This is a genomic window from Nonomuraea sediminis (genome assembly GCF_018531495.1).
Lineage (GTDB): Bacteria > Actinomycetota > Actinomycetes > Streptosporangiales > Streptosporangiaceae > Nonomuraea > Nonomuraea sediminis.
In genome coordinates this window covers 89,007-113,001 of record NZ_JAHDTI010000006.1, presented here as the reverse complement: position 1 = coordinate 113,001, position 23,995 = coordinate 89,007, and the positions used below count along the sequence as shown (strand labels likewise).

23 protein-coding genes and 2 pseudogenes are annotated in these 23,995 nt (G+C 70.3%); 10 read left to right on the top strand and 15 right to left on the bottom strand.

The genetic code is table 11. The annotated features are described in order from the left end of the window. Positions 1-33 precede the first annotated feature (33 nt). Positions 34-339, top strand: a complete 306-nt coding sequence (locus KIK09_RS27490; protein WP_214322264.1) for a hypothetical protein — start codon at positions 34-36, stop codon at positions 337-339. Here the strand turns inward: KIK09_RS27490 and KIK09_RS27485 are convergent. Further along, the gene (locus KIK09_RS27485) at positions 315-1,709 is read right to left on the bottom strand and encodes an aminotransferase-like domain-containing protein (protein ID WP_214322263.1); all 1,395 of its coding nucleotides are present in this window, start codon (positions 1,707-1,709) and stop codon (positions 315-317) included. The two genes, KIK09_RS27490 and KIK09_RS27485, sit on opposite strands and share 25 nt — an antisense overlap. Here KIK09_RS27485 and KIK09_RS27480 point away from each other — a divergent pair. Further along, on the top strand, positions 1,708-2,619 hold the full coding sequence (locus tag KIK09_RS27480) for a DMT family transporter (protein ID WP_214322262.1): 912 nt from the start codon (positions 1,708-1,710) through the stop codon (positions 2,617-2,619). The genes KIK09_RS27485 and KIK09_RS27480 overlap by 2 nt on opposite strands. A gap of 46 nt (positions 2,620-2,665) precedes the next feature. Then, positions 2,666-3,688: a hypothetical protein gene (locus KIK09_RS27475; RefSeq protein WP_214322261.1), complete on the top strand. Its 1,023-nt coding sequence runs from the start codon at positions 2,666-2,668 to the stop codon at positions 3,686-3,688. Between the two features lie 23 nt (positions 3,689-3,711). Here KIK09_RS27475 and KIK09_RS27470 read toward each other — a convergent pair whose 3' ends face one another. The 4 genes from KIK09_RS27470 to KIK09_RS27455 form a co-directional block, all read right to left on the bottom strand. Then, positions 3,712-4,110, bottom strand: coding sequence for a hypothetical protein (locus KIK09_RS27470; protein ID WP_214322260.1), 399 nt, complete (start codon positions 4,108-4,110; stop codon positions 3,712-3,714). 102 nt (positions 4,111-4,212) lie between these two features. After that, positions 4,213-4,689, bottom strand: coding sequence for a GntR family transcriptional regulator (locus KIK09_RS61005; RefSeq protein WP_214322259.1), 477 nt, complete (start codon positions 4,687-4,689; stop codon positions 4,213-4,215). Positions 4,690-4,693: 4 nt separating this feature from the next. Continuing rightward, complete coding sequence (locus KIK09_RS27460) at positions 4,694-5,191, bottom strand: GntR family transcriptional regulator (RefSeq protein WP_214322258.1); 498 nt, start codon at positions 5,189-5,191, stop codon at positions 4,694-4,696. 41 nt (positions 5,192-5,232) lie between these two features. Further along, positions 5,233-5,721: a GntR family transcriptional regulator gene (locus tag KIK09_RS27455; RefSeq protein ID WP_214322257.1), complete on the bottom strand. Its 489-nt coding sequence runs from the start codon at positions 5,719-5,721 to the stop codon at positions 5,233-5,235. A gap of 109 nt (positions 5,722-5,830) precedes the next feature. Between KIK09_RS27455 and KIK09_RS27450 the strand changes: the two genes are divergently transcribed. Continuing rightward, on the top strand, positions 5,831-6,121 hold the full coding sequence (locus tag KIK09_RS27450) for a hypothetical protein (protein WP_214322256.1): 291 nt from the start codon (positions 5,831-5,833) through the stop codon (positions 6,119-6,121). A gap of 659 nt (positions 6,122-6,780) precedes the next feature. On the opposite strand, the gene KIK09_RS27445 is transcribed toward KIK09_RS27450, so the two are convergent. From KIK09_RS27445 to KIK09_RS27435, 4 genes and pseudogenes are all read right to left on the bottom strand, one after another. Further along, on the bottom strand, positions 6,781-8,877 hold the full coding sequence (locus KIK09_RS27445) for a transglycosylase domain-containing protein (RefSeq protein WP_250573880.1): 2,097 nt from the start codon (positions 8,875-8,877) through the stop codon (positions 6,781-6,783). 441 nt (positions 8,878-9,318) lie between these two features. After that, positions 9,319-9,669: a pentapeptide repeat-containing protein gene (locus KIK09_RS60650; protein WP_372455685.1), complete on the bottom strand. Its 351-nt coding sequence runs from the start codon at positions 9,667-9,669 to the stop codon at positions 9,319-9,321. 14 nt (positions 9,670-9,683) lie between these two features. After that, positions 9,684-10,304, bottom strand: a pseudogene (locus tag KIK09_RS27440) (JAB domain-containing protein); the annotation flags it as partial. Between the two features lie 533 nt (positions 10,305-10,837). After that, positions 10,838-11,554, bottom strand: coding sequence for a GntR family transcriptional regulator (locus KIK09_RS27435; RefSeq protein WP_214322254.1), 717 nt, complete (start codon positions 11,552-11,554; stop codon positions 10,838-10,840). Between the two features lie 267 nt (positions 11,555-11,821). On the opposite strand from KIK09_RS27435, the gene dapA reads away from it, so the two are divergent. Together dapA and KIK09_RS27425 are read left to right on the top strand one after the other, a co-directional pair. Next, positions 11,822-12,730 carry a 4-hydroxy-tetrahydrodipicolinate synthase gene (gene dapA / locus KIK09_RS27430; protein WP_214322253.1) on the top strand — a complete coding sequence of 303 codons (909 nt, stop codon included), beginning with the start codon at positions 11,822-11,824 and terminating at the stop codon, positions 12,728-12,730. Positions 12,731-12,783: 53 nt separating this feature from the next. After that, positions 12,784-14,469 (top strand): ribonuclease J, encoded by a 1,686-nt coding sequence (locus KIK09_RS27425; RefSeq protein WP_214322252.1) that lies wholly within the window; start codon positions 12,784-12,786, stop codon positions 14,467-14,469. A 30-nt stretch (positions 14,470-14,499) separates the two neighbouring features. On the opposite strand, the gene KIK09_RS27420 is transcribed toward KIK09_RS27425, so the two are convergent. Together KIK09_RS27420 and KIK09_RS27415 are read right to left on the bottom strand one after the other, a co-directional pair. Next, on the bottom strand, positions 14,500-15,270 hold the full coding sequence (locus tag KIK09_RS27420) for a hypothetical protein (protein WP_214322251.1): 771 nt from the start codon (positions 15,268-15,270) through the stop codon (positions 14,500-14,502). A 65-nt stretch (positions 15,271-15,335) separates the two neighbouring features. After that, positions 15,336-15,977: pseudogene (locus KIK09_RS27415) on the bottom strand (ABC transporter ATP-binding protein); the annotation flags it as partial. A gap of 102 nt (positions 15,978-16,079) precedes the next feature. Here KIK09_RS27415 and KIK09_RS27410 point away from each other — a divergent pair. From KIK09_RS27410 to KIK09_RS27400, 3 genes are read left to right on the top strand one after another with little or no spacing between them, the layout of a single operon-like run. Continuing rightward, positions 16,080-17,204: a sensor histidine kinase gene (locus KIK09_RS27410; protein WP_214322249.1), complete on the top strand. Its 1,125-nt coding sequence runs from the start codon at positions 16,080-16,082 to the stop codon at positions 17,202-17,204. Beyond that, positions 17,201-17,842, top strand: a complete 642-nt coding sequence (locus tag KIK09_RS27405) for a response regulator (RefSeq protein ID WP_214322248.1) — start codon at positions 17,201-17,203, stop codon at positions 17,840-17,842. The genes KIK09_RS27410 and KIK09_RS27405 overlap by 4 nt, the downstream gene beginning before the upstream one ends. Positions 17,843-17,852: 10 nt before the next feature. Next, on the top strand, positions 17,853-18,341 hold the full coding sequence (locus KIK09_RS27400; RefSeq protein ID WP_214322247.1) for a DUF402 domain-containing protein: 489 nt from the start codon (positions 17,853-17,855) through the stop codon (positions 18,339-18,341). Here the strand turns inward: KIK09_RS27400 and KIK09_RS27395 are convergent. Together KIK09_RS27395 and KIK09_RS27390 are read right to left on the bottom strand one after the other, a co-directional pair. Continuing rightward, entirely contained in the window at positions 18,324-19,436 is a 1,113-nt protein-coding gene (locus KIK09_RS27395) for a hypothetical protein (protein ID WP_214322246.1), read from the bottom strand. The genes KIK09_RS27400 and KIK09_RS27395 overlap by 18 nt on opposite strands. Beyond that, a complete protein-coding gene (locus tag KIK09_RS27390) occupies positions 19,433-20,689 on the bottom strand; it encodes a glucarate dehydratase family protein (protein WP_214322245.1) in 1,257 nt (418 codons plus the stop codon). Before KIK09_RS27390 ends, KIK09_RS27395 begins: the two co-directional genes overlap by 4 nt. A gap of 123 nt (positions 20,690-20,812) precedes the next feature. Between KIK09_RS27390 and KIK09_RS27385 the strand changes: the two genes are divergently transcribed. After that, on the top strand, positions 20,813-22,279 hold the full coding sequence (locus KIK09_RS27385) for an aldehyde dehydrogenase family protein (protein ID WP_214322244.1): 1,467 nt from the start codon (positions 20,813-20,815) through the stop codon (positions 22,277-22,279). 38 nt (positions 22,280-22,317) lie between these two features. On the opposite strand, the gene KIK09_RS27380 is transcribed toward KIK09_RS27385, so the two are convergent. Both KIK09_RS27380 and KIK09_RS27375 read right to left on the bottom strand, forming a co-directional pair. Next, complete coding sequence (locus KIK09_RS27380) at positions 22,318-23,223, bottom strand: 5-dehydro-4-deoxyglucarate dehydratase (protein WP_214322243.1); 906 nt, start codon at positions 23,221-23,223, stop codon at positions 22,318-22,320. A gap of 15 nt (positions 23,224-23,238) precedes the next feature. Further along, positions 23,239-23,994, bottom strand: coding sequence for an IclR family transcriptional regulator (locus KIK09_RS27375; RefSeq protein ID WP_214322242.1), 756 nt, complete (start codon positions 23,992-23,994; stop codon positions 23,239-23,241). Position 23,995: the final 1 nt, after the last annotated feature.

The following is a 23,995-nucleotide window of genomic DNA, read 5'->3' as shown; positions in this document are numbered from 1 at the left end:
GACACCAGTGTAAGGCAATAGTAGGTTACTACCATGATCGTGCGTACATGGAGAGGCTTCACGCCCGCCGCCAAGGCAGACGAATACGAAGAGGTGCTGCGGCGCACCGGTTTGGCCGACTACGTCGGCACTCCGGGGAACAAGGGCGCGTATTTCACCCGGCGCGAGCACGGCGACAGGACCGAGTTCTTCGTGATCTCGATGTGGGAGTCCTGGGAGGCCGTCAAGGCGTTCGCGGGCGACGAGCCCGAGGTGGCCGTCTACTACCCAGAGGACGACGAGTACCTGCTGGAGAAGGAGCACACCGTCGACCACTACGAGGTGTTCGCCAGCGCCTGACCCAGGCGCCGCGCGCCCTCGGCCAGCTCGGCGAGGTTGGCGGCCTGCATGTGGGTCACGCGGATGCGCGGCCCCGGGGGCTCCGAGGGGTAGTAGATCCTGCCGGGGCTGACCAGGGCGCCGGCGCGCTTGGCCGCCTCGACCAGGGCGGCCTCGTCCACGTCCGGCGGCAGCCGTACCCACAGGTGCATGCCGCCGCGCGGGACCAGGTGCAGCTCGCATCCCGGGGTGTTGACGATCGCGGCGGCGAGGGCGTCGCGCCTGGCGGTTATCTCCGTGTGCACCGCTTTGAGATGGCGCGGCCAGGCGGGGGAGCTGACGAACTCGAGCGCCGTCTCCTGCAGCGGCCTGGCCACGAAGAAGGACTCCACGAGCTGGCTGGCGCGCAGCCGGCGGGCGGCAGGACCGCGCGCGATCACCGCGGCCACCCGCAGGCTGGGCGACAGGATCTTGGTGAGCGAGGCGATGTGGACGACCGTGCCGTCCGCGTCGGCCGAGACCATCGGCGCGGGCGCCTGATCGGTCAGGTAGCGGGCGAAGTCGTCCTCGATCACGAACGCGCCCGCCGCCCTGGCCACCTGGAGCACCTGCTCGCGCCGCTCGGGCGTCAGCGTCGCGCCCGTCGGGTTGTGCAGCGTCGGCTGGCAGTAGAAGACCCGCGCGCCGGTGACGGCGAAGGCCTCCGCCAGCAGCTCGGGCCGCACGCCGTCACGGTCCATGGGTACGGCTGCCGCCCGCAGCCCCGCGGCCTTGGCGGCCGACAGCGCGCCCGGGTACGTCGGCGTCTCCACCAGGATCTGCGTGGCGGGGGCGGCCAGCGCCCTGAAGGCGTGGGTGAGCGCGGACTGGCCGCCGCTGACGATCAGCGCGTCCGTCGCCGTCACGTCGCCGCCCGCCTGGGAGGCGAACCACCTGCGCAGTTCCTGCAGGCCGTTGAGCGGCGGGAGCGCCCAGGCGTCCGGCCTCCTGACCGCCCTGGCTGCCGCGGCCGCCAGCTGGCTGTCCGGCCTGAGGCCCGGCGGGAGATAGCCGCCCGTGAGCGGGATGACGCCCTCGGGCGGCGCGGTCAGCAGCGTGGTCACCGGGCCGTCGTCCACGACCCGGTCGCCGAGCGCCACGGTCTGCCATTCCAGGTCTCGCGCGTCCTTGGTCGGCTGGGTGGGTTTCGCGACGAAGACCCCGCTTCCCGGCCGCGAGACGACCCTGCCCTCCGCGGCCAGCCGCCCGATCGCCCGCGACACGGTCACCGGGCTCACGCCGTGGCGGCGCATGATCTCCCGGCTCGACGGCAGCCGATCGCCGGGGCGCAGCCTCGCCACCTCGTCACGCAGGGCTGTGGCGAGAATGGCGATACTGCTATCGTTATTCATGAGTACACAGAATAGCGCTATCGTCTCCAGTGGAGTAGCGGTCAGCCGTGCCCGACTCGGTTCGGGCCTGGCCTTCCTGGGCGTTCTCGCCTTCTCCGGGTCGTTTCCCGCCACCGTGCTCGCGATGCGCGGCTTCGATCCGTGGCTGGTGGCCATCGGGCGCGCGGTGATCGCCGGGGTGGTGGCGCTGGTGTGCCTCCGGGTGGCTCGGCTGCCCTTGCTGCCCCCACGCCACCTCTGGCCGTCTTATGCGCTTATTTCGGCAGGTGTCGTCTTCGGGTTCCCGGTCTTCAGCGGGCTCGCCCTGTCCATGGGCGCCACGACCGCGCACTCCGCGGTGGTGATCGGCCTGCTGCCCGCCGCCACCGCGGCCTGCGCGGTCGTGCGCGCGGGGGAGCGGCCGCGGCCGGTGTTCTGGGTCGCCTGTACGGCCGGCGCCGTCGCGATCACGCTGTTCACCTTCACCCGGGGGACCGGGGGTGCCGCCTGGGCCGATCTGCTCCTGGTGCTGGCTCTGCTGTCGGCGGCCGTGGGGTACACCGAGGGCGGGCGGCTTGCCCGGTCGGTGCCGGGGTGGCAGGTGATCTCCTACGCGCTGGTGGTGTCGCTGCCGGTGACCGCAACCGTATCCGGATTTTTGGCCTTTTCCACGCCTATTTCCCTGTCTGCTGAGGCTCTTGGGGGATTGGCCTACGTTGGGCTGATCTCGATGTTCCTCGGGTTCGTTCCCTGGTACGCGGGTCTGGCTCTCGGGGGGATCGCCAGGGCCGGGCAGGTGCAGCTCACCCAGCCGCTGCTCACGCTGGGGTGGGCGTGGGTGCTGATGGGGGAGCGGTTCGGGTGGATCACGGTGGCGGCGGCGCTGGCCGTACTGGTCTGCGTGGCTGTCACTCAGCGCGCCCGCACTTGAAAGGCGTGACGCAGGCCCGGAGGATGGGATCGGAGGTGTCACAAGGATGTCAGACCTCACGATCCCGGAAGGCGGCTTCTGGCCCGCGCCGGAGGTGCCGCAGCCGAACATCTACCCGATGGAGTGGCGGGTGGAGACCGAGAAGCTGGCGGCCATCTACGAGAAGTCCAAGCGGATGGTCTGGAACCCCGCCGACCTGCCCTGGGACGGGCTCCGCGCCGAGGACTTCACCCGCGAGCAGCGCCTGGGGATCATGTACTGGTTCGCCGTGCTCGCCAACTTCGACGCCTCGGGACCCGCCGTCTTCGCCAGGGCCACCATCCAGGCCTTCGAGAAGCACGAGGAGGACCCGGTCAGGAAGTGCTTCTTCTCCATCACCCGCGACGAGATGAACCACGAGGAGTGCTGCCAGCGCACCATCGCCCGGCTGTGGCCCGGCGGCCCCCTGAGCTGGACGCCGTCCGACGACCTGGAGCGGGCCGCGCACAACAACATCGGCTGGCTCTACCACAACGGCGGCCGGTACTGGAACGGCTACACCTCGGCGGTCGGCAAGTACAGCCTCCCCGTCCTGTTCACCAGCTTCATGATGGGCGAGATGGCCGCCTCCACGCTCTTCCGCGGCATGGCCACGGGCACACACCACCCGGTCTTCGCGGAGATGTTCCAGCGCATCGGCCGCGACGAATCGCGCCACCTGCAGATCTGCATGACCATCCTGGAGAAGGAATGGCCCGGCCTGACGGACGAGGTCAAAACCCTCATCACCCGCCAACTCCGCGCCGGCTTCGTCTTCCTGTCCATGATCCTCTGGGAACCCCCCGAGGGCTTCTGGGAACTCCCGCCCTACTTCCTCCCCAACCACCGAGTCCTCATGAACCACGCCAGAGAAGCAGGCCTAGGCGTCCTGACCTACGAGGAACAAGCAGAAAACTGGCGAGTGGCGATGGCCCGAATCCGCGCCATCGTCGAACGCTGGGGAATCGCCTTCCCCGCCATCCCCGAACTGGACCTGGAAGGCGTCCAGGTCGACTTCATCGACCCCGAAGAAATCATCCCGGTCTTCTAGCGCCTGCTTGGAACGCTCGCGACTCAGCGGACGAACCAGCGGGCGGCCGGCGGCGTGAGCAGCAGCACGATGATCCCGAGCGGCAGCAGCGTGGCCAGCCCGAACAGCGTCGTCCAGCTGACTTCTCCGTCGAGGACGGTCCTGATGACGTGGACGGCGAGCGCGACCACCTCGAGACCGAGGGCACACCACCGCACCCATTTCCTACGAGACGACCAGCGAAATACCAGCCACCCGAGCAGCACCGCAACCAGGAGAAACTGAAGCAGCAAGCCCAAAATGAGTGGGTTACTGAAGAGAGCGACCGCACCCGGCGTCATGAGCGCGATGCCGAAGAGGCTGAAGGCCAGCTGCACGATCATGATGAACCTGGCGGCCCATACGGTGGCCGGCATCCGCTCGGCTTGAGTGACCTGCGACACACGATCACTATGCCGCGAAACGGGCACTTTGTGGAGCCACAAGCCGCCGAAGATTCAGGGCGGAGAACACGCCGACCAGGTCCGTAGTCGAGGTCGAGTAGGTCACTCCTGCGGCCAGGACTCCGGTGGTGACACGAAACTGCCGCGCGCGGCGACCGTGTAGATCCAGCCGCGTTCGCGCAGGAGAGCCATGGCCCTTCGGACGGTCTCCCGGGCCACCTCGTACTGCTGCGTGAGCGCCGTCTCGCCAGGGATCGGGCGGCGCGGCTGGAATTTGCCCGACCTGATCTGCTGCTCGATGTCATCGGCGATCTGGCGGTACATGGGGACTCTTCGTGGTTCGCGGGGAGCGTCGCCCGGCGCCCCGACGAAAGTGCCCTGGCCCTGGACCGTGTAGAGGAGTCCCTCATGGCGCAGAACACGGATGGCGCGCCTCGCAGTGGTTCGGGCGACCCCGAACTCGCTCTGGATGTCGGCCTCACTGGGCGCGGGATGCCCCGAGGCGAGCTCCGAGACCCGCTGCCGGAGTATCTCCGCGATCTGCAGGTAAATGTGAGTGTCTCCGTGGGCATCCAGCATGAGGCTATGCCTGCCCGTACGGGTGCTGGGCGTCCTCCGGCCAGTCTTCCTGCTTCACCACGTAGGTGCCTCGGTAGGGGACGGTGAAGACCCAGCCCTTGTCGCGGAGGAAGGCCGCAGCCCGGCGGACGGTGGGCTTGGCCACGCCGTACTGCTGCATGAGGGTCTTCTCGCTGGGGATGGGGCGGTTGGGCTGTAGCCGGCCGGCCTTGATGCGCTCGACGATCTCGCCGGCGATCCGCTCGTATACGGGCGCGTACTCCTGCGGTCTGGGGTGATCGGGCAGCCCGGCGAACGTGCCTGCTCCTTGGACGGTGTGGACGAGCCCTTCGACTCGCAACACGTGCATGGCGCGGCGTGCCGTGGTCCGGGAGACGCCGAATTCCTGGCTGATGTCCGTCTCGCTGGGTACCGGAGATCCCGGGGGAAGATCCGCCACGCGGGCGCGGATGATCTCGCTGAGCTGGAGATAGACGTGAGTCTTACCCTCGGCGTCGAGCATGGAGCCAAGGGTATACGGATATGGAATAAGGGGGTAGCGGGTTAAGACCTTTCGTCCGACGGCCACTTGTCGAGGCCGGAGACGTATGTCCCTCGATAGGGGACGGTGAAGACCCAGCCCTGCTCGCGGAGATGGGCGACGGCCTGGCGCACCGTGACCTTGGCGACGCCGTACTGCTGCATCATGACCTTCTCGCCGGGGATCGCCCGGTTGGGAGGGATCTCTCCTCGCTGGATGCGCGCGGCGATCTCGGCGGCGATCCTCTGGTACAGCGGAACCTTGCGTGGCAGGCGCGGACTCCCCTCGGGCCCGACGAACGTGCCCTCTCCTTGGATCGTGTAGGCCACGCCTTGTTCGCGCAGTTCCCTGGCGACGCGCCGTGCGGTCGTGCGCGCGATGTTGTAGTCCTCTTCGAGCTTGGCCTCGCTTGGGACCGGTTCGCCGGGCTTGAGTTCTCCGCTCTCGATCTGCTGGCGGATCTCGTCGGCTACCTGCTTGTAGATAGGTACGGGCCCGTCTCGGTCAAGCATGCTCGGAGTATAGACGAAACTGTACATGCCCATACAAAGCAGACACTCATTTGAGTCTATAGATACGTGCTACTAGACCTATAGATATGAGAGGAGCTATGGTCATGGCATGTCTCTCGAGCCGGATTGCGGTGCGCATCACGTGCCGACGCCGGTCGCGAGGCCTGAGGTGATCGACTGGTATCCAGAGACGGATTGGGCCAGGCCGCTGCGCATGTGGGCCTACACGTGCCCGTGCAGGCCCGTGTACTACGAGCTGTGCCAGGAGGGTGGGAAGTTCTTCATCCAGAGATTCGTGACAGACAAGAGAGGCAGGCTTCAGGTGCACGAGACCGCGCATGAGGTGTATGCCTTCATGATCGTCTTGTGGGAACGCCTTCGTGCGGGTCAGGCGCAGTAGGTCAATGCGTGCGGCGTCGCGTACCGGGAGATCGCGACGTCGCCTTCACCGGGTGGCATGCATGTCACCCGATATGCGGACAGGAAACGATGGCGTGGCTGTCCGCAGAGCCCCGGTAGGACTTGTACTTGCCCGTCGCAAGTTCTGCCGGGGCTGAAGCCCCCTCCGCCTGCTCCTCGCCCGAGCAGGCGGGCGGCCACCCCAGCAGGGTGTGGGTGGGCTCCGGCGGGCCGTCCTTGTCACAGCGGCCTGTCGGAGGCGCACCCGGTGAGTCTTTCTGTCGCACGGCTCGCCGGGAGCGCCCCATAGATCGTCCCGGCAGGCTTGTTTCCAGCTCCCCCTGCCGGGATCCACCCTCGCAAGCACGCCCTCCTGCTGCGCCGGGCTTGCGAGGGCCGGTTGCTTCCCGGTGGCTCTACCTGCCGGGACTCGCCCTCACAAGTTCGCCCTCCTGCTGCGCCGGGCTTGTGAGGGTCGGTTGTCGTGAGCTTCCTGGTGGCCCCTTCTGGTGCAGGGGTCGCCGGGGATTGCGTCCCGGCAGGTCATCCTCGGCCTACCGGCCCGCCTGTCGGGATCATCCAATGTGCGCATGCAGCAGCCCAGGTGCTGCATGCGCACGCCCATCGGTCGGCCAGTGGATGTGCTGGCCGACCGAGTCATTACTGGTCCTGGGTGTCCTGGAGGGGGTCGGTGAGGGGGTCTTCAGGTTGGTCGCGGGTGGGGGTGCAGCTGGCGCAGCCGCCGAAGCGGGACGTGTTGATGGGGGTGAAGTCCGTGGGTGGGACGTCCTTGAGGGCCGCGAGCATGGTGTCCTTCCAGATCGGGCCGGGGACCGAGGCGCCGAAGACCGAGGAGAAGCGGGTGCCGCCGATCGTCACGCCGCTCAGGCGGTAGCGCTGCGAGCCGCGCGGGTCGCCGATGCTGACCGCGCCTGCGAGGTCCGGGGTGAAGCCGGCGAACCACGCGGAGGCGTACTGGTCCGTCGTGCCGGTCTTGCCTGCCGCGGGGCGGCCGATGCCGCCGACCGAACGCATCGTGCCCTTGGTGAACACACCGGACAGCACGTTGGCCGTGGCGTCCGCGACCTCAGGGTCGAGCGCCTGCTTGCACGAGGGGCGGTAGTCCGTGGACTTGCCCGAGCTGTCGGTGATCTTCGTGATCGCCTGCGGCGCGCAGTACTTGCCGCGCGCGGCGATCGCGGCGTAGGCGTTGGCCACGGTCAACGGGTCCATCTCGTTCGTACCGAGGGTGAACGTCTCGAACTCCTTGAAGGGCGCGCCGTCGGCCCGCTTGATGCCCAGCGACTTGGCCGTCTCGATCGTGTCGCACAGCCCGACCCGCTGCTCGAGCGCCATGAAGAACGTGTTCACCGACCCCCACGTGCCCGTCTGCAGGGTCTTGAAGCCACCGGAGCCCTCGTCGTTCGTCACGGTATGGGTGGGATCGCCGATGTTCTGGCCGGCGCAGTTCTTGAACGTGGAGTAACCAGGCGCGCGGTAGGACCCGCCCACCCGGATCCCGTCGCCCACCTTCATGCCCTGCTTGAGCGCCGTGATCAGGGTGAACGTCTTGAACGTCGAGCCCGGCTGGAAACCGATCAGCCCGCCGTGCTTCTTGTCCGCGACCGGGTTGTAGGACACCTCGTTCTTCTTCGCCGCGTTTCCGAAGGTACGGCTGGCCGCCATGGCCCGGATCATCCCGGTCCCCGGCTGGAGGAGCGCCTCGGCCGCCAGCGCGTTGTCGGAGGCGTTGACGTGCTTCTCGATCGCCTTCTCCGCGGCGGCCTGCATCTTCGGATCCAGCGTCGTCTGGATCTTCATGCCGCCCTGGTTGAACCGTTGCGTCCGGATCCGCTGCGTCTTGCCGAAGGTCGGGTTGGTGAGCAGCTCGTAGCGGACGTACTCGCAGAAGTACGGATACTGGCTGGCCTGGCAGCCGTTGGGCTGCTTGACGCCCTTGTAGCCGAGCTTGGTGGCCTTCGCCTCCGCGGCCTGCTGCGGCGTGATCTTCCCGAGCTCCGCCATCCGGTCGAGCACGACGTTCCGCCGGTTGGTCAGCAGCTTGCGCGCCTGCTTGCCCCGGTTCGGGTCGGTCGCGTTGGGATCCTGTACGGCTCCCGCCAGCGTGGCCGCCTGGGCCAGGTTGAGCCGGGACGCGGGCACGCCGAAGAACCGCCTGGCCGCCGACTCGATCCCGTTGGCTCCAGCGCCGAAGTAGGCGATGTTCAGATACTTCGCCAGGATCTCGTCCTTGGAGTACTTCTTCTCCACGCCCATCGCATAACGCAGCTCGTTGAGCTTGCGGGCGTAGGAGGACTCCAGCGCCTTGTTCTTCTCCTTCTCCGTGGCGGCCGCGTTGAGGAACACCTGCTTGACGTACTGCTGCGTGATGCTCGATCCGCCCTGGCTCACCCGGCCCGTGACGAGGTTCTTGACCAGCGCGCGGGCGGTGCCCTCGATGTCGATCGGCCCGTGCTGGTAGAAGCGGTAGTCCTCGATCGAGATGATCGCCGTCTGCATCACGTCGGCGATCTGGTCGAGCGTGACGACCTTGCGATCCTGGGCGTAGAACTGCGCGATCTTGTTGCCCTCGGCGTCGTAGATGACCGACGTCTGCGCCAGGGGCGGCTCGACCAGCTCCAGCTGGCGCAGGTTCAGCGCCTCCGTCGCCGAGACGACCGTCGCCCCTCCGCCGCCCACCACGGGCAGGCCGATGGCGGCCACCACCACCCCCGCGGCGGCCGCCGCACCGAACAACCGGGTAACGCTTCGGATCCGACTAGGCACGCGGAAATACCCCCAAATTTCCGAACTGGTCACGCTGGCCCCGCGGGGCTCATGGGCCCCGGACGTGGCGGTTATAACAGCACAAGCTCGGCGTCGGTGTCCAAGACCGGTATCGAGCCTCCAGCGATATAAGACCCGATATCACTGCATTTGGTTCGCACGTATCGCAGGAAGATCGCACCGCATCGAGCCCAGGTGTCGGGCGACCCCTGCCCGAGATGAGAAAGCCGGGATGGCTGGTCGAGGCGGCGGCCGATGTCTGGGATCGGTGGAGCGGGGAAGTCGGCGGGGTCGCTCGCGCGGGTCGAGGCGGCGGCTGGTGTCTGGGAGGTCGGCGGGGTCGCTCGTGCGGGGGGGCGAGGCGGCGGCCGATGTCTGGAGTCGGTGGAGCTGGGAGGTCCGTGGGGTCGCTCATGCATGAGTCGAGGCGGTGACCGCTGTCGTGGGTGTGCCGGTTGGGGTAGGCGTCCAAAGGCGGGGAGGTGGGGTGCGGTCTAGGCGGGCGGTGTCGTGGACATGCCCGTTGGGACGGTGGGGTCTGGAGGGGGCGACTTCGGCGGGTGGGTGTCTGGGGGGTGCGGTGGGCGGGATGTGGGCGTCGGAGGTGGCGTGGCTGACGGGTGGGCGGATTTGGGGGAGGCGGATGCCTGGGAGGCGGGCATCGGAGAGGTGGGCGCCAGAGAGGAGGGCGCCAGAGAGGTGGGCTCCTCGGAGGTGGGTGGGATCGGGGGAGGCGGGGTGGGGTAGGGGATTCGGCGCCAGGCGGTGTCGGTGATGATGAGGTGGTCGAGGAAGCGGAGGCCGACGGTTTCCGCGGCTTGGGCCAGGCGGGTGGTGGCCGTCAGGTCGCAGTCGCTGGGGGTGAGGGAGCCGCCTGGGTGGTTGTGTGCCACGCCGAAGGAGGCGCCGCCCGCCGCGAGCACCGTGGTGATGATGTCGCGGATCGGGAACGCCGTGTGGTCGGCGCCACCCTCCGTGAGGACCGTACGGCGCAGCACCGCGCCCCGGGTGTCGCAGACGGCCACGGCGAGGCGTTCGCGGGAGTGGCCGCGTAGCAGCGGGGCCGTGACGTCCGCCAGGTCGGACGTGCCGGTGATGCGGGCACGCTCGGGGCCCGCCTCGGCGCGCCGTACCAGATGGAAGGCCGCCGCCACGCGGGCCGCCTTGGCGAGGCCGATGCCGTGGACGGCGAGCAGGCGGTGCGGGTCGGAGCGGGCCAGCTCCTGCAGGTCGCCGCAGTGGTCGATGAGCTCGCAGGCCAGGTCCATCGCGCTCGAGCCGCGGTGACCGGAGCCGAGCAGCAGCGCCAGCAGCTCACGGTCGGCCAGCGCGGCGGCGCCGGTCGACATCAGCCGCTCACGTGGCCGCTCCCGGGCGGGCAGGTCCTTGACTCGCACCTCATGGTTGTATCAACGCCCCCCGACAATCACCGGCGTGCGGCAAGCCTCCCCACCCTGGTCCACCCAGGTGACAGGGCCGGGACGGGCACCACTGCCAGCCAGGCGACAGGGCCGGGATGCGGGCACGGCAGAAGGAGGCGGGCGCGGCGGCGTGGGCTCGCGCGCGGCGGCGGAGGCAGGGCTCGAGCAACCGGGTGCGGCGGTGGGCGGAAGGTTGCGGCGCTGCAGTTGGGGAGCGTGGCGCGGGGAGGGGCGTTGGCCGCCGTACTTTGCGCCGGATGGCCGCCGTACGTCGTCTCGCCGACCCCGGCGCGGGAAGGCGCGTGCGTAGGTGGGCGGTGCGTAGCAAGGTGGTGGCGAGCGGAGGGAGGGCGGCGGGCGCAGGGGATGGGGCTTGGCCGCCGTATGTTGCGGCGGATCAGCGTCGTAGGTCTTGTCGCCGGTCCCGGTGCGGAAGGCGCGTGCGGTGCGGAGGTGGGCGCCGGGGGAGGTGTCGTGGGGAGGGGGTCGGTGGGGCCGACCCCCGGGGGTTAGACGGGCATGCTGTAGGTGGCTTGGAAGCGGTCGCCCGGAAGGACGATGTCGCTGGTTTCGACGGGGCGGTCGCCTGCCCAGTGGGTGCGTTCGATGTGCAGGACGTGCACGCCGGCCGCCAGGTCGAGGGCGTCGATCTCCGAGGGGCGCGGCACCCGGGTGTGCACGCTCTCCACGATCTCGGTGATCTTGATGCCGTGCGCGTACATCCTGGCCACCAGGCTGCGCCGTTCCTCCTCCGAGTGGGCGGCGAATTCCAGTGGCTCGTACGCGGTCGCGAGCTGGAGCGGTTTCCCGTCACCGCGGAAGACGTAGCGGGTCTTGGTGATCCGCGTGGTCTCGTCGAGCCGCAGGCGGCGGGCGATCTCCGGCCCGGCTTCCGCGGGCTCGCTGTGCCAGTCCCATGTCACGCGCCGCCCCTGCGACTGCAGGTCGGCGGCGAAGGGCGCCGGGTGGTCGAGGAAGCGCCAGCGGTGCAGGGGCGCGAGGTCTGGGCGTTCCCGTACGTAATGGCCCGAGCCGACGCGGCCGATGATGAGGCCCTCGCCCGCGAGCACGCGCAGGGCGTGGCGGGCGGCGGTCTCGCCGACCTGATATTTGCGGGTCAGCTGCGCCCGCGAGGGAATGGGCGCGCCGGGTGGAAGGGTGCCGTCGTTGATCTGTCGCCGAATGTCTTCGACGACGCGCAGGTAGACCGGATCTGAGGTGGCCACTAGTCCATCCCTGGGGGTTCGTGTGAGGCGTTGCCCCATGTTGCCGTATTCGGCAGGTAACCGACCGTCATCGGCGACTGTTGGAGCCCCAACTTTGCAACCCAGGAAAATTATCGAGAAACCCTGTAACGCGGATGTAAGCGTGACCGATTCTCCGATAGAGGTCGTCGATGTGTGTACCCCCGAGCACATATCGGCGACCTCTTCCAATGCCCAGGCGGGGTGGCGGCGTCCACCGGATTTGCGAATCCGGGTACCGTTCGCTCTATGGCTGGAAGCACCGAAGCCCCCTTCGGCCGCATGCTGACCGCGATGGTCACGCCGTTCACGAGCGACGGCGCCGTCGACTACGCGGCCGCGCGGCGCCTGGCGGCGTACCTCGTCGACGAGCAGCGCAACGACGGTCTCGTCGTGAGCGGCACCACGGGCGAGTCGCCCACCACCTCCGACGAGGAGAAGGAGCGCCTGCTCCACGAGGTGCTCGAGACCGTGGGTGACCGGGCGACGGTCGTGGCGGGCGCGGGCACCAACGACACCCATCACACCATCAAGCTGGCACGGGAAGCGGAGCGGGCGGGGGCCCACGGACTCCTCCTGGTCACGCCGTACTACAACAAGCCACCCCAAGAGGGCATATATCGTCACTTCGTGCAGGCAGCCGACGCCACCGACCTGCCGGTGATGCTCTATGACATCCCTGGCAGAAGCGGCGTGCCCATCAAGACCGAAACCCTGCTCAGACTCGCTCAGCACGAGCGCATCGTGGCCGTGAAGGACGCCAAGGGCGACCTGTTCGCGGGCACCCAGGTGATGAACGCAACCGACCTGGTCTTCTACTCTGGAGATGACGCGCTGAACCTGGCCTGGCTGGCGCACGGCGCCGCCGGCTTCGTCAGCGTCGTCGGCCACGTCGTGGGGGCCGAGCTGCACCGGATGATCGACCTCTACCACGAGGGACGCGTCGGGGATGCGCTGGCCGTACACCGCCAGTTGATCCCCGTCGTCGACGGGATCATGATGAAGGCCGGCGGCGCGATCATGGTGAAGGCCGCGCTCGACATGGTGGGCCAGCCTGGGGGCGTGACCCGGCCACCGCTCGTGGAGGCCGACGACAAGCAGATCGCCGAGCTGCGTACGTGTCTGGTGGCCGGCGGGGTGAAACTGGCAGACAACTGAGAACGGGGAGGAACTGGGAGTTTGAGAACAAGATGCAATAGCGAGGGCCTCACATGAGCCACCCGCATCCCGATCTGGCGCCGCCACCGCCGCTGCCGGACGGAGGACTGCGCATCGTCGCGCTGGGCGGGCTCGGTGAGATCGGCAGGAACATGGCCGTCTTCGAGTACGACGGCCGCCTGCTGGTCGTCGACTGCGGGGTGTTGTTCCCCGAGCCCGAGCAGCCGGGCGTGGACCTGATCCTGCCCGACTTCGAGTACATCAGAGACCGCCTCGACGACATCGAGGCCATCGTGCTGACCCACGCACACGAGGACCACATCGGAGCCGTCCCCTACCTGCTGCGAGAGCGGCGCGACATCCCGCTCGTCGGTTCCAAGCTGACGCTTGCCCTGATCGAGGCCAAGCTCACCGAACACCGCATCCAGCCGGTGAAGCAGGAGGTCGTGGAGGGCGAGCGGCACACGTTCGGGCCGTTCGACTGCGAGTTCCTCGCGGTCAACCACTCGATCCCCGACGCGCTGGCCGTGGCGATCCGCACGCCCGCCGGGATCGTGCTGCACACCGGTGACTTCCGCATGGACCAGCTGCCGAGCGACGGCCGCCTGACCGACCTGGGCGGTTTCGCCAGGCTCGGCAGCGAGGGCGTCGACCTGCTGATGTCCGACTCGACCAACGCCGAGGTGCCCGGGTTCGTCACCAGCGAGCGGGAGATCGGCCCGGTCATCGACGAGGTGATCCGCACCTCCGAGCAGCGCGTGATCGTGGCCAGCTTCGCCTCGCACGTGCACCGCATCCAGCAGGTGATGGACGCCGCCGCCAAGCACGGCCGCAAGGTCGCGCTGGTCGGCCGGTCCATGATCCGCAACATGGGCGTCGCCCGCGACCTGGGCTACCTCAAGGTCCCGCAGGGCCTGATCGTCGACTCGCGCGACATCGAGGAGATGCCGCCGGAAGACGTGGTGCTCGTCTGCACCGGCTCTCAGGGCGAGCCGATGGCGGCGCTGTCGCGGATGGCCAACCGCGACCACCCCATCCGCATCGCCCAGGGCGACACCGTGCTGCTGGCCTCGTCGCTCGTCCCGGGCAACGAGTCCGCCGTCAACAAGGTGATCAACGGGCTGACCCGGTGGGGTGCCAGGGTGGTGCACAAGGGCAACGCCAAGGTGCACGTCTCAGGGCACGCGGCCGCCGGCGAGCTGCTGTACGTGCTCAACCTGACCCGTCCGTCCAACTTCATGCCGGTCCACGGCGAGTGGCGGCACCTGCGGGCGCACGCCAAGCTCGCCGAGCTGACGGGCGTGCCGCGCGACCACATCGTGATCGCCGAGGACGGCGTCGTGGTCGACCTGGTCGACGGCCTGGCCAAGATCGTGGGCGCGGTGCACGCCGGCTACGTCTACGTCGACGGCAGCTCGGTGGGCGAGATCACCGACACCTCGCTCAAGGACCGCCGCATCCTCGGCGACGAGGGCTTCATCTCGGTGGTCGTGGTGGTCGACTCCAACACCGGCAAGCTCACCGCGGGCCCCGAGATCCACGCGCGCGGCTCGGGCATCGACCCGGCGCAGTTCGAGGAGTTCATCCCGCAGATCGAGCGGGCCCTGGAGGAGAAGGCCGCCGACGGCGTGGTCGACATCCAGGAGATCCGCCGCGTGGTCCGCCGCACCGTGGGCCGCTGGGTGAGCGACACCTACCGCCGCCGCCCGATGATCATCCCGGTGGTGGTCGAGGTCTGACAAGGGGTACGGCCGGCCGTGCCGTACCCCCTAGGCGTCCGCCGAGCGCAGGCGCCACACCCCCGCGAGCAGCGGCACGACCGCGTAGGCGACGAGCACGAGGGCGGCGGCGAGCGGCGAGAGCAGCGAGCCGTAGACCGAGTGCGTCAGGTCCGCGCCGGTGATCTCGCGGGGGAGCGCGCCGATCATCAGGGAGCCGAGCCGCTCGCGCCACGGCGCGGGCAGGTTCCCGCAGATCATGGGCACCACGTAGACCAGCCCGACGAGCGCGGCGATGCAGGCCGCGGTGTGCCGCACCAGCACGCCGAGCCCCAGGCCGAGCAGCGCGAAGACCGGGACCGACAGGGACGTGGTGACCAGCGTCGGCCACTGGTCGTGGAACACCGGGACCGGGTAGCGCCCGCCGAGCAGCCAGTGGGTCAGGAAGAACGTTCCGAAGACCACGACCGGCCCGACGACCAGCGCCACCGTGCCCACGACGACCGCCTTGGCCGCCACCACCGGCCAGCGGCGCGGCACGACCGCGAGCGTGGTCCTGATGAGCCCGGTGGCGTGCTCGGAGGTGTACGCCAGCACGCCCAGGATCCCCAGGCACAGCTGCGGCACGATGACCACCACGTCCTCCAGGTCGGCGATCCTGGCGGTGGGGCGCGCGGCGGCGGGCGCGCTGTCGTACATGGCGACGGCCATCAGCGCCAGCCCGACGGCGATCAGCAGCCCGCAGAGCGCGAGGGCCACGGTCACCAGGGACGAGCGCACCGAGTGCAGCTTCAGCCACTCCGCGGAGATCACGCCCTTCACCGGTACACCACGCTGTCAGCCGTCAGTGACATGTAGGCCTCTTCCAGCGAGGGATACCGGGACGTCAGCTCCGCCACGCTCGACTCGGTGATCAGCTTGCCGCGCCCGATGATGACGATGCGGTCGGCCGTGAGCGCCATCTCACTCATCAGGTGGCTCGACAGCAGGACCGTGCGCCCCTGGGCGGCCAGCGCGCGCATCAGTTCCCTGATCCACCGCACCCCGTCGGGGTCGAGCCCGTTCACCGGCTCGTCGAACATCAGGATCCCCGGATCCCCCAGCAGGGCCGCCGCGATGCCCAGGCGCTGCTTCATGCCGAGTGAGAACTCGCCCACCCGCTTGCGCGCCACGCCCGCCAGGCCCACCTCCTCCAGCACCTCGGTCACCCGCCGCTCGCCGATGCCGTTCGTGCGGGCCATCCACCGCAGGTGGTTGTACGCGCTGCGCCCGCCGTGCACCGCGCCGGCGTCGAGCAGGGAGCCCACCTCCAGCATCGGCCGCGGCAGCCTGGCGTAGCGTCGCCCGTTGACCAGCGCCTCGCCCGAGGTCGGATGGTCGAGCCCGAGGATCAGCCGCATCGTGGTCGACTTGCCCGCGCCGTTCGGCCCGAGGAACCCGGTCACGTGCCCGGGCTCCACCCGCAGGGACAGCTCGTCCACGGCCGGCGTGCGGCCGTAGCGTTTCGTCAGTCGTCTGAGTTCGATCACACCCCACACCATCCGGTACGGCGGGCCGCCCGCACATCGGACCCGGTTCCGTCAGACCCGGGTATGACGCGCGCCGTCCGGAACTGCCGATACCGTCATGACGTGGACCTTTTCGCCAGGCGGCTGACCCGTGGGCAGCTGGTCGCCCTGGACTGCCTGGCGGCGTGGGTGTTCGCGCTCGGGTTCATGGCCTCGGCCTCGGGAGGCCCCGTGTGGGCGAGGTTGTCGATCCCGCTCGCGCTGTCGATCCCGCTGGCCCTGCGGCGGCTGTGGCCGGTTCCGGTCTTCGCCCTCGTGCTGACGGTGGCGGTGGTGGGAACCGTGCTCGGCGTGGTCGGCGCGGCCTACCTCTCTCCCGCGTACGCCCTCTACCTGGTCGCCCTGGTCGAGCGGCGCGGCGGTCAGGTGCCGACCGTGGCCGCGGCCGTGGCCACGGTCCTGGCGGCGATGCTGCTGGTGCTGGCGGGCTCGCCGATGGGCTGGACGGACGGCGTCGGCGACCTGATCACGGGCCTCGCGGCGCTGGGCGCGGCGTGGACGGTCGGTCGGGCGGTGCGCGAGCGCCGCGGCTACGCCGCCCGCGAGGCGGAACGGCTGGCCGAGCGGGCCGTCACCGAGGAACGGCTGCGCATCGCGCGCGAGCTGCACGACGTGGTCGCCCACAGCGTCGGCGTCATCGCGGTCAAGGCGGGCGTGGCCAACCACGTGCTGCGCAGCCGTCCCGAGGAGGCGTACGAGGCGCTGCGGGTGATCGAGACGGCCAGCCGGGGCGCGCTGGCGGAGATGCGCCAGCTCCTGGGCGTGCTGCGGTCGGGGGAGGACACCTCACTGCGACCCGCGCCCGGCCTCGGCGGGCTGCCCGGCCTGGCCGCGCAGGCCCGCCTGGCGGGTGTGGAGGTCGAGCTCACGCTGGAGGCCGGCGTGGTGCCCGAGGGAATCGGGTTGTCGGCGTACCGGATCGTCCAGGAGGCGCTGACGAACGTGGTCAAGCACGCCGCTCCCGCGCGCTGCCGCGTGCTCGTGCGCGCCGACGGGAACGAGGTCAGCATCGAAGTGACCGACGACGGCCCCGGCCGCCGCACGCTGCCCGCCGCCGCCGGGTCGGGCCACGGTCTGATCGGCATGCGCGAACGGGTCATGATGTACGGCGGGGCTTTCCAGGCCGGGCCCCTGCCGGGAAGGGGATTCCGGGTGTCCGCCCGCCTGCCGTATCAGGAAATTTCGTGATCAGGGTGTTGATCGCCGACGACCAGGCGCTGCTGCGCGGCAGCTTCCGGGTCCTGGTCGAGTCCGAGCCCGACCTGACCGTGGTGGGCGAGGCGTCCACCGGCGCGGAGGCGGTCGAGCTGGCCCGGGCGGAGCGGCCCGACGTGGTGCTGATGGACGTGCGGATGCCGGAGATGGACGGCATCGAGGCCACCCGGCACATCGGCGACACGGCGCGGGTGCTGATCGTGACGATGTTCGACCTGGACTCCTACGTGTACGCGGCGCTGCGCGCGGGGGCGAGTGGCTTCCTGCTGAAGGACACCCCGCCCGGTGACCTGCTGGCCGGGATCCGGGTGGTCGCCGCGGGCGAGGCGCTGCTCGCGCCCGTGGTGACGCGCCGCCTGATCGAGGAGTTCGCCAGGCGGCCCGCCTCCCCGCAGGTCACGGGCCTGGAAACGCTCACCGGGCGGGAGCGCGAGGTGCTGACGCTGATCGCGCGCGGCCTGTCCAACGCCGAGCTGGCCGGCCACCTGTACCTGAGCATGGCCACGGTCAAGACCCACATCGGGCGGCTGCTGACCAAGCTGGAGGCCCGCGACCGCGCCCAGCTGGTGATCGCCGCCTACGAGAGCGGGTTGGTCACCGCCGCGCGATAGCGTGATCCGCATGCAGGTCGTTTTCCGTAAATATGGTGGCAAGCTGCACTGGCATCACGATGCCGTCCGGCTGGGGGAGGACGAGCACGGCGTCTGGGTGGGGCTCAGGGAGGGCACCACGATGCGCAGGGGCGAGGAGGAGCCGGTCGTCTTCGCGGTGGCCTCGGTGATGCTCTTCCCGCGTGGAGCCTGGTGGACCGCCTCGTTCAACGCGGCGCCGCACAAGGTGGAGGTCTACTGCGACATCACCACGGTGCCCGAGTGGCGGGAGGACGAGGTGACCATGCTGGACCTCGACCTGGACGTGATCAGGATGCGCGACGGGCGGCTGATCCTCGACGACGAGGACGAGTTCGCCGAGCACCAGGTGCTGCTCGGATACCCGCCCGAGCTGGTCGGGCGGGCGCAGGAGTCGGCGGCGTGGCTGATGGCGGCCGTGGGCGAGCGCACGGGACCCTTCGGCGGCGCGCACGAACCGTGGCTAGCCCAGGTGTCCTAGCGCTTGCCTGATGGCCTCCAGCCGGGCGGGGGAGGCGAGGCCCGCGTGGTAGAGGTGGAACTCCGCCGCGCCCGCCTTGGCGTAGGCCCGAAGCTGCTCGGCCAGCACCGATGCGTCGGCGGGGCGGGGCGGCAGGGCCAGGACGTAGGCGCCCACACGCTGTCCGGGCGTGGCGAGTTCGCCCAGGCGGGACAGCCGGGCGGCATCGGCGGCCTGGTCGCCCCAGCAGTTGCCCACCAGCACGTCGAGCCCGAGGTCACCCTCCGGGAGCGCCGCGAACGCGGCCGCCGCCCAGGGGTCGGGGTTGGCGTGCAGGGTGACGGGCACGCCGGGCGCGAGCTCGCGGACCGCGGCCAGCAGCCGGGTACGCAGGGAGGCGGACAGTGCCACGCGCACCTCGCGCACGGCCTGCGCGGACGATCCCAGCGCCTGCTCCACGGACTCGGGTGAGCCGTCGATCGCCGCCATGACCGCGTCGCGCAGCCCCGGCGGGCAGCGGGGGGCGCATGCCGTACAGAAGCACAGGCTGAGCAGGTCGGCGTGGGCGGGACCCCAGTCGGCGCCGGCGGTCTTCTCGTGCACGCTCTGGTGGCCGAAGCCCATCGGCCCGCACGCCTCCAGGATCAGCCCGTCGGGCTCGCCCGCGGTCAGGATCTCGCGCACCAGCCGCTCGCAGTACTCCTGCACGTCGTCGTGGGCGGGGCAGAGCGCGTAGGGGTAGGCGTCGCCGAAAGCGTTGCGGACGACCAGGTCCGGATGCGCGGCGCCGAGGTGGGAGTTGTGGGTGAGGACGGTCCAGGCGTGCACCTGGAGACCGGCCGCCCGCAGCTCGTCGCGGGCGCGCAGGAAGGCGTCCACCGGGGTCCAGGTCGGCGCGGCGGGCACCAGCCGCCCCCAGGCGGCGGGCCTGACCGGCAGGTAGAAGGCCGGATACGGCACGTCGAGCACGCGGTGGTCGGGATGGTACGGCGTGGCGGCCCTGGTGGAGTGGTAGGAGGCGGCCAGGGCGACCGCCTCGACGCCGAGCGAGGCGATCCTGTCGGCGGCGGCCGGGTCGCCGGCGACGTCCCATGGATAGACGTAGGCCACGTTCACCAGCGCGGTCTCCCCGGTGAGAAGGCGGGCTCGAAGCGCCGCATGTAGGTGGTGTCGTCCCTGGCGGTGATGCCGCAGGTCAGGTACTGCTCGTGCATCGCGGCCAGCGCGTCCCTGTCGAGCTCCACGCCGAGCCCGGGACCGGTGGGCGCGACCACGGCGCCGCCCTCGAAGCGCAGCGCGCCGGGCGCGACCACGTCCTGGCCGTCCTGCCAGGGCGTGTGCGTGTCGCAGGCGTGGGTGAGGTTCGGGGTGGCGGCGGCCAGGTGGGTCATCGCGGCCAGGCTGATGCCGAGGTGGGAGTTGGAGTGCATGGACAGCTCCAGCCCGAACGTGTCGCACAGCGCCGCCACCTGGGCCGAGCGCACCAGCCCGCCCCAGTAGTGGTGGTCGAGCAGGAGCACTCCGATGGCCCTCTGCTCGATGGCGGGAGGCAGGTGCTCCTGGGTCACCACGCACATGTTCGTGGCCAGCTTCATCGGGACCTGCCCGGCGACGGCCGCCATGCCGGAGATCTCCGGCGTGGGATCCTCCAGGTACTGCAGCACGCCGTCGAGCGCCCGGCCGACCCGGATCGAGGTCTCCACGCTCCACGCGGCGTTCGGGTCGAGCCGCAGCGGCATCCCGGGGAAGGCCTCGCGAAGCGCGAGTATCGCCTCGATCTCCTGCTCGGGCGGGAACACCCCGCCCTTGAGCTTGATCGAGGTGAACCCGTACTCCTTGATCAGCATCGCCGCCTGCGCCACCACCCCGGCGGGGTCGAGCGCCTCGCCGAACCTGTCCGGCTCCTGTCCGGGATGCCCTGCCCACTTGTAGAACAGATAGGCGCTGTACGGCACGGCCTCGCGCACCCGCCCGCCCAGCAGGTCCGAGACGGGGACGCCCGCCGCCTTGCCGCGGATGTCCAGGCAGGCCACCTCGAAGGTCGAGAAGACCCGGTCGACGCTCTTCTCCTTGGTGGCCGCCCCGGTCAGGCCGTGCAGGTCGCTCACCACGTCGCCGACGATCGCGCCGATCCTGGCGTACATCTCGTGCGTGGCGTGCACGTCCAGCCCGACCAGCGCCTCGGCGCACTCGCGGACCTTGGTCAGATGGCCCAGGTCGCCGTAGGTCTCCCCGAGCCCGGACAGCCCTTCGTCGGTGACCACCTCGACGACGGTCCGCAACGCCCATGGTTCGTGGACTCCGGCGGCATTGAGCAGGGGCGGATCGCGGAACGCTACGGGGGTGACGCGGACTTCGCGAATGATCATGACCGTCCATATATGTGAACGAGCGACAGATTTGTGAACGATGTGCGGCAACTGTAAGAATCGCCCCGTGAGGGTGTCAAGCGGTAGATTGTGAAGTGTGATATTGCACTGGGAGGCCAAGCGATGATCTACGGACACGACCCGAGGACAGGACAGCAGGTCGGCGCGGGCCTGGCCGAGGCTGACAGCGCCCGGGTCGACATGGTGGTCTCCGCGGCCGCCGCCGCGGGCGAGGCCTGGCGGGCGACCCCGGCCGAGGAACGCGCGGAGGCGCTCGAGGCCGTCGCCGACGCGCTGTCCGCGCACGTGGACGAGCTGTGGCGGCTCGCCGACCAGGAGACCGCGCTCGGCGAGGTACGGCTGCGCGGGGAGGTGGCCAGGACCGCCGGGCAGTTCAGGCTCTTCGCGCAGGTGATCAAGGACGGCGGGTACCTCGACGCGATCATCGACCACGCCGATCCCGCCGCCACGCCGCCCCGGCCGGACGTGCGCCGAATCAAGCAGCCGCTCCCGGGCGTGGTGGCGGTGTTCGCCGCCAGCAACTTCCCCTTCGCGTTCTCCGTGGCGGGCGGCGACACCGCCTCGGCGCTGGCCGCCGGGTGCCCGGTGGTGGTCAAGGCGCATCCCGGGCATCCGAACACCTCGGCGGCGGTGGCCAGGGTGGTCCGGGCGGCCCTGCCGTACCCGGACCTGCTGGGGCTGGTGCACGGCCTGCAGGCGGGCGCGGACCTGGTGCGGCACCCGTCCGTGGTGGCGGCCGGGTTCACCGGCTCGGTGGCAGGGGGGAAGGCGATCCAGGCGCTCATCGACGAGCGGGACACGCCGATCCCGTTCTTCGGCGAGCTGGGCAGCGTCAACCCGGTGGTGGTGCTGCCCTCCGCGGCCACGGCGCAGGTCGCCAGCGGGTTCGCGGCCTCGCTGACGCTGGGCGTGGGGCAGTTCTGCACGAACCCCGGGCTGGTGTTCGCGCCGGACGACGACGAGCTGCGCAAGGCCGTCGTGGACGCCGTCGAGGGCAGCGCGGGCGGGCCCATGCTGGCCGAGCGGATCCGCGACGGGTACCTGGGCGGCCTCGGGCGGCTCGGCGAGCTGAACCTGCTGGCCGAGGGGCAGCCGGGCGAGGGCGCGCTGGCGGTCACGCCGAAGGTCTTCACCACCGATCTGGACACCTTCGCGGCCAAGCTGCCGGGGATCGCGGAGGAGTGCTTCGGCCCCGCCGCGATCCTCGTGACCTACCAGGACGCCTCCGACCTGCCCGCCGTGCTCGAGCGGCTGGAGGGCTCGCTGACGGCCACCGTGCACGCCGCCGACGCCGCCGAGGCCGAGCACCTGGTGGAGGTGCTGCAGCGCAAGGCGGGACGGCTGATCTGGAACGGCTGGCCCACCGGGGTGGCGGTGGCCTGGTCCATGCACCACGGCGGGCCGTGGCCCGCCACCACGAACACCGCCCACACCTCGGTCGGCGCCACCGCGATCGACCGCTGGCTGGCGCCCACCGCCTACCAGGACTGGCCCGAGGAGCTGCTGCCCGACGAGCTCAAGGACGGCAACCCGCTGGGCATCCCGCGGCGGGTCGACGGCGTTCGCTGACGCGAGGGCCGGGGGCGGCCGGCCCGCCCCCGGCACGATCAGGCCCCGGCGATCTCCAGGCCGGTGTTCATGATGCGTTCCAGCCGCGCGACGTGCTCCGGCGTCGGGTCGATCAGCGGGGCGCGCACGCCGCCCACGTCCAGGCCGCGCAGCCGTACGCCCGCCTTGATCAGCGCGACCGCGTAACCGGGAACCTGGTCGCGCAGCGTCACCAGCGGCAGGTAGAAATCGGTCAGCAGGCGCTGCACCAGGTCGTCGTCGCCGGCCGTGACGCCCTTGTAGAAGGCCAGGGCGATCTCGGGCGCGAAGGCGAAGACGGCGCTGGAGTACAGGTTGACCCCCAGCCCCCGGTAGGCGGGCACGGTGAACTCGGCGGTCGGCAGGCCGTTGAAGAAGGTGAAGTCGCGATCCACCGCCCGCCGTACCGTCAGGATGATCCGCTGGAGCAGATCGAAGTCGCCCAGCCCGTCCTTCAGGCCGATCACCTGCGGGATCGCGGCCACCTCCGCGGCCGCGGCGGGGGTGAAGCGGGCGTTGCCGCGGTGGTAGACGATGACCGGCAGGTCGGTCGCCGCCACGACCTCGCGCACGTAGCGCACCAGGCCCTCGGCGGGGGAGCTGACCAGGTAAGGCGGCATGAGCAGGAGCCCGTCGGCGCCCCGCGCGGCAGCGGCGGCGGCGAAGGCCCTGGCGGCCGGCGCGGGGCCGCCCGCCCCGGCGAAGACGGGGACGCGCCCGCCCGTGGCCGCCACCGAGCCGGCCACGACCCGGGTGTAGTCGTCGAGGTCGAGAGCGTTGAACTCGCCGGTGCCGCAGGCGGTGAACACTCCTCCCGCCCCGGCCGCGACCCCCTGGGCGACGTGCTCGGCCAATGCCGTTTCCGCTACGGCACCCGCCTCATCGAAGGGAGTCACGGGGAAGAAGAGAACACCATCTAGCCGCATCAACAATGATCCTTTCTAGCGGATGCCCTCCCTGCGCAGGGTGGCAGCCAGCTTGCGGGTATGCCTGATCACCGCGTCGGTGATCTTCTCTACTTCGGCGGGCGGCAACCCCGCCGGCATCGAGCAGCTGATCGCGTCGGTGGCCGGGATCCGGTAGTCCACGGCCACGGCCACGCAGGCCACGCCGGGGGTGCCCTGCTCGCGCTCGTAGGCCCAGCCCCTGGTGCGGACCTGGTCCAGCTCGCCGGTGAGCTTGGCCACGTCGACGATGCTGTGCTCGGTCAGCCCCGGCAGCGGTTCGGGCAGCAGCGCCTTGACCTCGTCGTCGGTGAGCTGGGCGAGCAGCACCTGGCCGAGCGCCGTGACGTGCGCGGGCAGCCGGCGGCCCACCCTGGGGATGACGTGGTGCGCCTCGCGCGACTCCCTGGTCGCCAGGTACAGCACGTGGGCCTCGTCGCGCCGGGCGAAGTGCGCGGTCTGGCCTGTCTCGGCGCGCAGGTCCTCCAGCGTCTCCTGCGCCAGCGGCAACGCGGGATCCTTGTCCAGGTAGGCCGTGCCGGTCAGCAGGGCGTGCGGTCCGATCCCGAAGGCGGAACCGTCCGTCTCCACCCAGTTCAGCTCGACCAGCGTGCGCATGAGCGCGTGCAGGCTGCTCCGCGGGAACCCCGTGCTCTGCTGGAGCTCGGAGAGCGTGAGCTTGTCCGGGGAGGCCGCCAGAGCCTCCAGGATGCGGACTGTCCGCTCGGCGGACTTGACCATCAAGGGCTCCATG